This is a genomic window from Eggerthella sp. (genome assembly GCF_048329335.1).
Taxonomy (GTDB): domain Bacteria; phylum Actinomycetota; class Coriobacteriia; order Coriobacteriales; family Eggerthellaceae; genus Eggerthella; species Eggerthella lenta.
The window spans coordinates 1-11,228 of record NZ_DBFEGU010000026.1 but is presented as its reverse complement, the minus strand read 5'-3'; the positions used below and the strand labels follow the sequence as shown (position 1 = coordinate 11,228).

General features: G+C 65.7%; 8 protein-coding genes. 3 read left to right on the top strand and 5 right to left on the bottom strand.

The window, feature by feature from the left end; all coding sequences use genetic code 11:
* Positions 1 to 16: 16 nt before the first annotated feature.
* The 3 genes from ACMO6A_RS00965 to ACMO6A_RS00955 form a co-directional block, all read right to left on the bottom strand.
* Positions 17 to 202, bottom strand: a complete 186-nt coding sequence (locus ACMO6A_RS00965) for an ATP-binding cassette domain-containing protein (protein WP_418470659.1) — start codon at positions 200 to 202, stop codon at positions 17 to 19.
* A gap of 81 nt (positions 203 to 283) precedes the next feature.
* Positions 284 to 910, bottom strand: a complete 627-nt coding sequence (locus ACMO6A_RS00960; protein WP_009306615.1) for a tryptophan transporter — start codon at positions 908 to 910, stop codon at positions 284 to 286.
* A gap of 589 nt (positions 911 to 1,499) precedes the next feature.
* The gene (locus ACMO6A_RS00955; protein ID WP_015761215.1) at positions 1,500 to 2,147 is read right to left on the bottom strand and encodes a TetR/AcrR family transcriptional regulator; all 648 of its coding nucleotides are present in this window, start codon (positions 2,145 to 2,147) and stop codon (positions 1,500 to 1,502) included.
* Positions 2,148 to 2,360: 213 nt separating this feature from the next.
* On the opposite strand from ACMO6A_RS00955, the gene ACMO6A_RS00950 reads away from it, so the two are divergent.
* Together ACMO6A_RS00950 and ACMO6A_RS00945 are read left to right on the top strand one after the other, a co-directional pair.
* Positions 2,361 to 4,334, top strand: coding sequence for an MDR family MFS transporter (locus ACMO6A_RS00950; protein WP_114519733.1), 1,974 nt, complete (start codon positions 2,361 to 2,363; stop codon positions 4,332 to 4,334).
* A 148-nt stretch (positions 4,335 to 4,482) separates the two neighbouring features.
* Positions 4,483 to 6,435 carry a hypothetical protein gene (locus ACMO6A_RS00945; protein WP_015761217.1) on the top strand — a complete coding sequence of 651 codons (1,953 nt, stop codon included), beginning with the start codon at positions 4,483 to 4,485 and terminating at the stop codon, positions 6,433 to 6,435.
* A gap of 360 nt (positions 6,436 to 6,795) precedes the next feature.
* On the opposite strand, the gene recN is transcribed toward ACMO6A_RS00945, so the two are convergent.
* Both recN and ACMO6A_RS00935 read right to left on the bottom strand, forming a co-directional pair.
* Positions 6,796 to 8,511 carry a DNA repair protein RecN gene (gene recN, locus ACMO6A_RS00940; RefSeq protein ID WP_009306619.1) on the bottom strand — a complete coding sequence of 572 codons (1,716 nt, stop codon included), beginning with the start codon at positions 8,509 to 8,511 and terminating at the stop codon, positions 6,796 to 6,798.
* Positions 8,512 to 8,659: 148 nt separating this feature from the next.
* On the bottom strand, positions 8,660 to 10,642 hold the full coding sequence (locus tag ACMO6A_RS00935) for a leucine-rich repeat protein (protein ID WP_009609452.1): 1,983 nt from the start codon (positions 10,640 to 10,642) through the stop codon (positions 8,660 to 8,662).
* 148 nt (positions 10,643 to 10,790) lie between these two features.
* Here ACMO6A_RS00935 and ACMO6A_RS00930 point away from each other — a divergent pair.
* A partial coding sequence (locus ACMO6A_RS00930) for a DUF2201 family putative metallopeptidase (RefSeq protein WP_418470658.1) occupies positions 10,791 to 11,228 on the top strand: 438 nt, incomplete at its 3' end.

The window sequence follows — 11,228 nt, the reverse complement described above, 5'->3', positions numbered from 1 at the left end:
CGACGACGACGCAGCCCTAGAAGTCGCCCGGATAGCAATGCGGGATGATGCCGTTCAGCGCGTAGGTCAGCGTGGATTTGCCCGAGCCGGCCGCCCCGGTGATCCCGACGAACGCGCCGTCGGGAATGTCGAGGTTTATGCCGCTGACCACCGGGCGGTCGCCCTCGCGGTACCGGAACGTGAAGTCGCGTATCTTGATCATGAAAGAGTCTTTCTGGGGTCGCAGGTTGGCGTAGTGAGTCAGCGAGGCGGGCTGTTTCGCCGTTCGGAGAACGGCGAAACCCTAGCGCTTCAGCACCTTCTTCAGCGGCATGGCCAGGACTTGGACGAGGATGCAGTTGAACGTGGCGGTGCCGAAGACGATGGCGGCGTACGTGGCCAGGGCCACCATGACGTCGCCGCCCGTGGACACCACGTTGATGTAGACGGACAGCAGGGCGAAGGTGCCGCCGGACACCACCGTGGAGACGAACGTGTTCACCAGCGGGTTGAGGTCGAGCTTGCCGCCGATGCGCAGGGGCACCTTGATCAGCAAGCCGCAGGCGAGCGCGCCCAGGACCTCGGAGGGGATGTTCAGAAGCGGCGTAGCGTTCAACAGGGGGATCTGGCAGATGAGGCCGGCCAGCAGGCCGATGACCAGGGCCTGTCCCAGCTTCGGACGGGTCAGGATGATGGCCAGGCAGTACATCGCGATGATGAAGTTCGGCTTCATGCCCATCGACGAGAGCAGCGAGCCCACCGTCAGCTTGAGCACCGCGCCCGCGGCCAGCAGCACGGCGATGAGGATGAGGTCCTGCGTGGACAGGCCCGCCCTGCTCGGCGCCGCCGCCACTTCGCGCTTGCGCGGCGCTGACGCCTCGCCTGCCGTCGCCGTTTGCGTCGCAACCTCGCGCTTGATCTGCTGTTCCATGTTCCTCAATCCTCTCTTGGCGGAGTCCCCGCCGGTCGCGTGCCCCTCCCGGGGCGTCTGGTTTGCCGGCACGAACTTCGCGGACGAGGATCACTCCGCGCAATCAACCTCATGGCCTCGGCGCTGTGCGCCCCCGCAATGAAAAAGACCTGTCCTTCTCATCGAAGGACAGGTCTTGTAAACCTGCGGTGCCACCTTCACAGTTGATTCCGCGATGCAGAACCCTCTCACGAACATGCCAACACATGTTCTGCCCTTAACGCAGGCTCACGGTCCAGATACTCGGTCAGCCCGGCCGCTTGCGCGCCGCGCCTTCCTTTCCCCTTTCCCTCGGCGATCCATTTACCATCCAGCTTACTGCGGGAATCCCAGCTGCGCCCGCTCTCTGTGAGTGCTCATGACGGCTTGACCTTCGCCTCATCGGTTTCAAGGTATTAAGTTGTGGCGCAAACTATAGCACAGTGTTAGGAAAAGCTGTCAAGAAGTTTTTCACAGCATCCGTCGGACGTGTCCGGCGTGCCAAAGGGACGGGTGTCTTGACACACGCCCCTTTGGCACCATTCCCTTGATACCATCAAAGCGTGTCAAATCACCCGTCCCCTTGACACGCCTTGTCGCCGGCCGACAGGTACGCGGCGACAAGGCGGCGCGTTTCGGCCGCCGACGGCTCCAAATCGCCGCACACGGTCAGCATTGAGCGAGTGCGGGCGAGGCCGATAGCGGTCGACGACGCCACAAGCGCCTCCTCCTCCACCGAGCGATCCGTCAGCATACGCCGTTCGGGGCACTCGGCTAAATGCGCGCGCAAAGCGTCGGCCATGGAGCGCTGAATAGCCAATATGTCGCGCTGACCTTGAAAGAACAGCTGAGGCATGGAGCGCAGCGCTTCGCGTCGCAGGTTCACAATGCCCTCGTCCACGCCCGAAGCGGCGCCCGTTCCCACTACGCCGACCAACACGTCGAGGTAGCAGGCTTCGCTATGCTCTTCGAGGATGCGAACCAGCTGTTCGTCGTCGGGAAACGAGTCCAGACGACCCATGATGGCGGCCGCTTTCGATGGGAAGTAGTTGAAGAACGTCTTCTTGGAGATCTCGGCACGGGCGCAGATGTCCTCTACCGTCACGCCGTCGTAGCCCCGTTCGATGACCAGCTCTAACGCCGCTCGCTCCACCGAAAGCCTGGCTTTGAGCTTCTTACGATACCGCAGGCCTTCCGCCGACGGCTTTGTCTGTTCCACGTTGCGCGCACCCTTTCATCGCCGCGATGTGCCGTTTCGGTGCAGGGTACCACAACTTTACTGCCGAGCACTTTTCATCTACCGAATGAATATTTATACTGAGTGTAAATCACGTCAACCGCATGACAACGGGCGTCTTTGAAGTCGGGTTAGCTGCAAGCTCCCCTTCAAAGGCGTTTTTGTTCGCAGCGCACATTCGGAAGGAACAGGTATATGGGTTTAACGCGCAAGCAGATCGTCATGCTGGCCGTGCTGGTGTTCGGCACGTTCGTGACGGTTCTGAACCAGACCGTCGTCGCCCCGGCGCTGCCGTCGGTCATGACCGAGATGAGCGTCGACGCCTCCATGGCGCAGTGGCTCACCACCGGCTTCACGCTGGTGAACGCCATCATGATCCCCATCACGGCTTTCTTGACGGACCGCTTCACCACCAAGCGGCTCTTCCTCGTGTCCATGGTTATCTTCACGTTGGGCAGCTTCCTTGCGGGCTGGGGTCCCAGCTTCGTCGTGCTGCTGCTGGGCCGGCTCGTGCAGGCCGCCGGCGCGGGCATCCTCATGCCCCTTGTGATGACGGTGCTCATGTGGACGTTCCCCGTGGACAAGCGCGGTACGGCCATGGGCCTGTTCGGCATCGTCATCGCGTTCGGCCCCGCCATCGGCCCCACCGTGGCGGGCGTCATCATCGACCGCTACACCTGGCACGATATGTTCTACATCATCACCGCGCTGTCGGCCGTCGTAGTGCTTATCGGCGCGTTCGTGCTGCAGAAGGGCGGCGAAACGAAGAAGGACGTCACGCTCGACGTGCCCTCCGTCATCCTGTCGTCGCTGGGTTTCGGCGGCCTATTGTACGGCCTGTCCACCATCGGCTCCTACGGCCTGCGTGCCGACGCTATCGCCGGCACGCTCGTTGGCGCGGTAGCGCTCGTGTTCTTCTTCCGACGCCAGCTGAAGATGGAGAAGCCCATGCTGCAGGTGCGCGTGCTGCAGAACCGCAAGTTCCTCATCGCCACGATCATTGGCATGTTGGTGCAAGGCGCGCTTTTGGCTGCAGGCATCTTGGTGCCTATCTACCTGCAGTCGCTCATGGGCTACTCCGCCACCGTGTCCGGCCTCGTGTTGCTGCCCGGCGCCATCATCATGGGTGCCATGGGGCCCATCGCCGGCCGTCTGTTCGACAAGCACGGACCGCGCGTGCTGGCGCTCGTGGGCATGGGCGTGCTCACGCTGACTACGTTCTGCTTCGCATTCCTGAGCACCGAAACCGGCATCATCACCTTGACCCTTCTGTACACCGTGCGCCTGTTCTCGCTGTCGCTGGTGAACATGCCCATCACCACCTGGGGCATGAACGCGCTCGACAACGAGCTGGTGAACCACGGCACTTCGGTGAACAACACGTTCCGCCAAGTGGCGGGCTCGCTGGGCACCGCCATCATCGTTTCGGCCTCCACTATCGCCACGAACATGAGCTCCCGGACGATGACTCCCACGCAAGCCAGCATCTTCGGCATCGACGTGGCGTTCGCCCTAGCCGGCGCGCTGTGCCTCGTCGGCTTCGTCATGGTCGTGGCGCTGGTGAAGAACAAACCGGGCGAGGCCGCCGAGAAGGATCGGGACAACTCCCGCCGCACGGTGCTGGAGTCCATCATGAAGCGCGACGTGTACACGCTGCCCGCCAACGCCACCATGGCCGAAGCCATGCAGGTGCTGGTGGACCGGCACATCAGCGCCGCCCCGCTGGTAGACGAACAGGGCAAGGCCGTGGGCTTCGTATCCGACGGCGATATCATGCGCTACCTGTCGAAGCGATCGCAGATGCTGATGGACCCCGTGGTCATGATCATGCAGACCGTGGACGCCGACGGCGGCAACCAGGACTTCGCCCGCAAGCTCGACGAGCTCATGGGCATGCCGGCGAAGAGCATCGGCGCGAAGGGCATCATCGGCGTGGACGTGCATGCCGACCTTCCCGAAGTGTGTCGCGTGTTGGGCGAGAACCACTTGAAGAAGGTGCCCGTGCTGGACGAGGGCCAGGTGGTGGGCGTGATCAACCGCTCCGACATCACGCACTACTCCATGCAGCAGTACCTGGCCGAGCGCGACGCCGAAGCGGCGTCGAAACTGGAGCGCTCCGAGGAAGCCGCCGCGCTCCCCGACGACGAAGCGATGGCATCGTCCATCTAACGCGCCCTTCCCTTTTCGCTCCCCTGAGACGGCAGCCGCTTGGCTGCCGTCTTTTTTCGCAGCGCATCCCACCGCTTTCGCAGCGGTCGCCTACAGACTCCCCTTGCATGCTAGCATCTGAGCGTTAACCTGCCCGAAGGGAACTCCCATGAGAAAACGCCTGATCGCTCTTGCTACCGCCCTCGCATTCGCCTGCCTGCTCGACCCAAACGTCGCATTCGCGAGCGCTGTTCCCGTCACCATCGAAATCGGCGCCGACGGCGCGCCGATCGGCACGTCGGGAGAAGGCTGGACGTACGCCGACGGCAAGCTCACGCTTGGCGCGGGGCACGCGTTCACGTTCACGGGCCACGCGCTCAACGTCTCGAGCGAGAACCTCCTTCGGAACAAGGGCGTCATCGAGGACGGCACGTTCGTCGATGCGTCGCAGACGTCCGGTTTCGCCGTGCGCAACGAAGCGGGCGGCGTGATCAGGGGCGGCGCGTTCACCGCAAGCATCGGAAACGCGGGCATCATCGCAGGTGGAACCTTCAACAGCGACCCGAACGATCCCACAAAATCGTACGTGAGCACCTCCTCCGGCACCATCACGGGCGGCACGTTCGACTGCATGGTCATGGGGATGAGAAGCGGCGCGATCGAGGACGGCACGTTCAACGAGTCCGTGAACATATTCAAAGGCTTCGCCATCAACGGCGGAACGTTCAACGGAGAGGTGAACAGCGGCAACAGCTCCAACCTCGGCGGCTCCATCTGCGGAGGCACGTTCAACGGCCGCATGCAGAATCAGGGAACCATCGAGGACGGCGTGTTCCACGGAACCGTGCAAAACGCATCCAACAACGCCGGCGCCGGCGCCATCGCGGGAGGCACGTTCAACGGCTACGTGAACAACTACGACGGCGCCGTGATTTCGAGCGGCACGTTCAACGACGGCGGCGAAAACAACAACGTGACCAACGACGGCACGATACGCGGCGGCGAGTTCAACATCGGAGTGGACAACGGCGGAGCCATCGAAGGTCAGGGCGTATTCAACGCATACGTGCAGAACGGATACATGAGGTTCGATCCCGACGAGAACCGATCCTGCACCATCAAAGGCGGCACGTTCAACTCGGATGAAATAGACAACTTCGGAACCATCGAAGGCGGTACGTTCAGCGGCAAGATTCTCAGCAGGGGCGTCATCGCGGGCGGCGCGTTCTCCTCCACCAGCTCCGTGACAAGCAACGACGAAGACACCACCACCGGCGGCGGCACCATATCCGGCGGCACGTTCGACGGCACCGTAACCAACGGCGATCCCGACCCCGACTACAACAACGCCGTCCTGACGGGCGGCACGTTCAACGGCAGCGTGACGAACCACGGAACCATCGCAGGCGGCACGTTCCTTAGCGACGTGACCAACCGAGGCGTCATCGAAGGCGGTATCTTCGAGAACGTCATCAGCGACCAGGGCGGCACCGTGACCTCGTGCGCGTATCCGCTGCGCGCGAACCTGACCGGGCTGTCCATTGCCGCGGTACCCAGCGCAATGCCGAAGAACACGGCTGCAGGCTTCCCGGCGGAACCGTCCGCCGCGTTGACCGCCGCGTTCGAGAAGGACGGCGCAGATGCGAACCTCTACCAGCTGAGCGCGAACGAAGGCTACCTGCTGCCCGACGCGATCGACGTGCGCTGCGGGGCGGCCGACGGGCAAACGCTCGCACTGGCCGCGGGCACCGATTACACGTACGACCCGGCCACCGGCGCGATCGCGATCAAGAAGAGCGTCGTCACCGGGCCGTTGCTCCTCGCGGCGCAGGGCGCGGCGGCTCCCACGCCCCCGGTTCCCCCAACGCCGGACACGCCGGCGCCCGCTCCGGAACCCGAGACTCCAGCACCGAAGCCGGAGTCGAAGCCCGATGCGCCCAAGCCCTTGCCAAGCACGACCGACTCCAAGCAGGCACCGGCGAACGCCGCCGCACTCGCCGCGACGGGCGATGCGCCCCTGCCGCAAATTGCGCTGGGCATCGCGCTTCTCGCCGGCGGCGTAACGCTGACCTGCGCGATCGCCATGCAGATCACGCGGAAAAAGCGGAGCAACCGCTCGTAGCCAACGAGAGAGGGCACCGGCAACGGACAGGGCACGTCGAGCGCCAGCACGGCGGGTCCTTGCACGAAACGCGTCCTTTTTTGCACAAAAAGACGCGACGTTTGATATTTCGCGGTCGCAGCTTGCAGCAGCAATTCGAGCAGCCGAAGAAAACAGCAGGTCAAGGAAGCGCGCTTCCCAACAAGGGAGCGCGCTTTCGTTTTGTCGCGCCTTTTCTCAGCCCCGTGCGTCAAACGTCGCATCTTTTTGTGCACCGCAGGGGAAATCTCCTGCACAACCGCCATCGGCAGACAACGCAACGGGGATCGCCGCTAACAGCGAACGGCGCGGAACGCAAGAAAAACGAGTCGCCCGCTTGGGCTATCCGGCCGCTCGGGCCAGCATCTCGCGCGCGTGCGCAAGCGATGTCTCGGTAGCATCGCCCGACAGCATGCGCGCGATTTCGGCGGGACGCTCGCTTTCGGGCAGCTGCCGCAGGTCGGTTTCGGGCATGGCCCCCTCGTCCCCCGCAGCCTTGCGCACCACGTAGTGCGCCTGGCCTCGGACGGCCACCTGCGCGAGGTGCGTGACGACGATCACCTGGTGCGTGCGCGCCAAATCGGCCAGCACGTCGGCCAGCGCCACGGCGGTCGAACCTCCCACGCCCGCATCCACCTCGTCGAACACAAGCGTGTCCACGTCGTCGACCTCGCCCAGCACCACCTTCACGGCCAGCATGACGCGGCTGACCTCGCCGCCCGATGCGATGCGCGCGAGCGGACGCGCCTGCATGCCGGCGCCAGGTCGGAACAGGAACTCCACGGCCTGCGGGCCCGCCTTCGTCCACTGAACGCGCTCGAGCGGTGCGAGGTCGCACACCAGCTGCGCCCCGCCCATTTCCAGGCGATCCATCTGCGCCGTCACGGCTTCGGCGAACCGCGGGGCGGCCTCGGCGCGCGCGTCGGCCAGCGCGGACGCCGCCTGCGCGAGCGCCTCTTCGGCCAGGTCGAGCTCCCGCTGCGCCGCGCGTTCGCGCTCGGCGGCATCGTCCACGAGCGATACGAGGTCGGCCGCTTCGGCGCGACGCGCCAGCACGTCTTCCATGCGCGGACCGTACGTGCGCAGGAGCCCTTGCAGCGAAGCCATGCGCTCTTGCTGCTGCGCCAGCGTCTCGGGGTCGAACTCCACGCCCTCGCGGTAGTCGCGCGTCTCGCGCGCCATGTCCTCCAACACGTAGCCCGCCTCGCGCAACGCGTCGGCGAACTCGCCCAGCTTGGCATCGTAACGCGCCGCACCGTCGAGCGCCGCCACCGCGCTGCCCAGCGCGTCGATGGCCCCCTGCTCGCCCGCAAGCGCCTCATGCGCCCCGTTCGCAGCGACAGCCAATGCCTCAGCATGCTCCACGCGGGCGAGGTCGTCCAGCAGCTCGTCGTACTCGCCCTCGCGCGGATCCACCGCGTCGATGCGCTGCAGCACGAAGCGCGCCTCGTCGAGCTTGGCCGAGGACGCCTCGCCCGCCTCGCGCACGCGCGTCAGCTCGGCCGCCGCCGCGTTCGCCGTCGCGAACGCCTCCTCGTAGGCGGTGCGCGCCTGTACCACCGCGTCGCCCGCCCAGGCATCGAGCATACGAACATGTTGGGACGTTTTCATGAGCTGCTGGTGCTCGTGCTGACCGCACAAGTCGATGGTGGGAGCAATGGCGCGAGCCAGCTCGCCGACGCTGGCCATGCGGCCGTCGATGGACACGCGCGAACGCCCGTCCGAGGTTACGCGGCGCATGGCGACCAGCTCGACGGGAACGCCGTCGTCCGCCTCCCCGCTTTCAACCGCGTCAGCGGAAGACCGGCCCGCAAGATCGTCGGAAGACGCAAAGCCGGAAAAGACGGCGCCGTAGAACCTCCCCGACACGGAGAGGGCTTCCTCGCCGTCGCGGACGGCGTCTTTGTCGGCGCGCGCACCCATGAGCAGCTTCAACGCCGAGAGCAGCGCCGTCTTGCCCGCGCCCGTCTCGCCCGTGAGCACGGTCAGCCCGCGCGCCGGCACCAGCGTCGCCTCGCGGATCAGCGCCAGGTTCTCAACTTGGATCTCGTCGATCATCGCGCACCTCTTACAGCCTCGTTCGTTCCAGAGCCATCAAGTATAGCAGCGCGAGGGCGCGCCGCCGAAGCGGATTCGCCCAGTCGCTCAAACCGCTTAAACCTAGCGCAGGGTCCACGCCTTTCCGACGCGCGTTACGCGCCGTGGCTCACAGCGCGAACCGCTCCTTCGCGCTCGTCGGCTTGGCCTGGGCGCGATGATGCTCCATGAGGTACGCCACGCAGTCGGTGCGGTTGCAAGCGCGCAAAAGCTCGATCTGCCGATCGAACGAGGCATCGTCGATAAAACCGGCCTTGACCAGAGCTTCCACCATGTTCCGATCTCCCTCGCGCGCGATGCGCTCCTGGGCCTCGCGCCCGTAGCCCCGCAGGTGCGACACCAGAACCGAGCGCATGTCGTCGGCGAGCCGGTAGGGTACGGCCAGCCGGTGCAGCAGCGCGCCCAAACGATCGGGCAGGTTTTTCCCCGACCGCAGAAGCTCGTCGTAGCGCCCGAAGTCGAACGGAACGCCGTCGGAGGCGTCCGTCAGAAAGCAGGTGAGCAGCTGATCGGCCGACACGTGCACGATCGCCCCCACGTGCGACAGGCGGCACACCGCGTACTCGAAGCTGCCCTCCCCGACCGAGCGCACGCTCGCCGGGATAAGCACGGGCCCCTCCAGCTTACGCGACCAGAAGCAGTGCGCGCCGATGGAAACCAGCCCTTCGGGAAGGATCAGGCGCTTCGTGCCGCGGCATGCGTTGTCGCGTTCGATGATGCGCACGGTTTCGGGTACCACCACCGAGGCCGGCGCGAACGGCAGGGCCCTTACGCCGATGCGCACGAGCGGCCGCCCTTCCACCTGTCGCGGAAGCGCCAGCACGTCGCTCGCGCTGGCCGACACGTAACCCACGGTGGAGCCCGCTTCCCCCGAGGCCGCGAACTCCGTGGCCGCCTCGGCAGCCGCCGCAGCGGGCGAAAGCGCGCAGACGTCGGCATCGTCTGCAACCTCGTCTTTGCCGCGCACGGCCACGGCGCGCACCGCAGCCTGCTCGGCGAAGCGCCGCGACACCGATATCGGCTTCGGCGGCCCCGCTACCAGCACCGCGCCCTCCGCGTCGAAGTCGTACCAGCATCCTTCCAACTCGACGGCTGCCGGCCCCGCCAGACGGACGCCGCGCTTGCGAAGCGCGCGGTACGCGGGAGCCTCGACCGGGCAGCGCCAGACCGCGTCGTCCCAGCTGCGAGAGTCAACGCGCGCAAGCGCCGCCGAGCAGTCCACCACCGCAGGGGGCTCGCAACCGTCCGCAAACGCCGACGAAGCCACGCGCTCCACCCCATCGGGCAGGCTCACGCGCTCGCCGTACGGAGAGGCCAAGAACACGAGCTCCCGTCCGCCGTCCGAAAACAGGTTGCCCTCGCGCGCCAGATAGCGCGCGTTTCCGGCATCCACCGAATACTCCCGGCGCGCCAACCGCGGCGAGACTCCCGCCAAATCGCAGCGCTGCTCTCCTAGCTGGCTTACGCCGCGCCCGATATGGATCCGCTGCGCCGACATCGCTGCGAACGCGTTCGCAGCGATATGCTCCACCGTGTCGGGCACCACCAGAAGCAGCACCCCCACGCCCTGCACGAAGCGGCGCGCGAACGCTTCCACGGCCACGCGCACCACGGGGATCCCGTCCACGTACGCGGGCAGCAGAACCGCCAAATCGTCGCTCTGCCCCACCGCCGCAGCGAATCTCCGCAGATCGAACGCGGTCAGGGCATATCCGCCGGGCACCTGCCGCACCCCCACGGCTCCGCGGAGCCCTTCCTCCATACGAGCGCGCGGCGTCTCCTGCGCGTCGGCGGCATCGCGTTCGGCCGCCTGGGCAAGCAGCTCGTCGAACTCGCCCATCCACAGCGCGCCTGCGGAATACAGATCCCCCTCGCGACCCGCACCGCCCGCGACGTCGCCGGCTTCCCCTTCGGCAGCCCAGGCCCGATAAGCCGGAAGCTGCGGAGACCACACTTCGCCCTCCACCGCCCGCGCAGCCTCGACAACCTCCACATCGCGCGCGTCGAGGCGCACCGGATTCTTGATCGCATGATCAAGCAATTCTTCGATCGGCGCATGAGCACCATGATAGACCAGCGTGTTCTCCATCATAGTATTGTGCTACCTCCCAAAAACCTCTCGGCAACGAGCCTGTTTACCCTTGGCTTCCCCCATGCTACACTGCGGGAAGCGACGAAGGCAAGAGCCGCCGCGAAGCAAGCACGCGCTTCGCGCACGCACATTCGTTCAAAGGAGCATCATGGCCGTCGAAGCCGTCGAGCCGCTTGCCCGCCAAGCGCTCGACCTTGCGAAAAACGCGCTGCTCGTGAACCTGCGCTTCATGAACGCTGCGTTCGCGCGCCTGCGCCCTTTCCCCGTGCGCGATGCCACGCTGGCCACTGACGGCCTTCACATCCGCTTCGACCCCGCAACGCTCGCGCGCCTCTACGCCGCGGAACCGGCCGAACTCACTCGCGCCTATCTGCACATCGTGCTGCACAACGTGTTCCTGCACCTCTACCCCGGCCCGCACGTGGACGTTGCGCGCTGGGACGCCGCATGCGACATCGTCGTGGAACGCACCATCTCCGAACTCGACCTGCCCGCCACCCGCACCGCTCGCGCCGAGCGCCAGCGCGCGACCCTCGCGCGCATCGACGCGGCGCTGCCGCTGGCAACCGCAGAAACCGTGTACCGG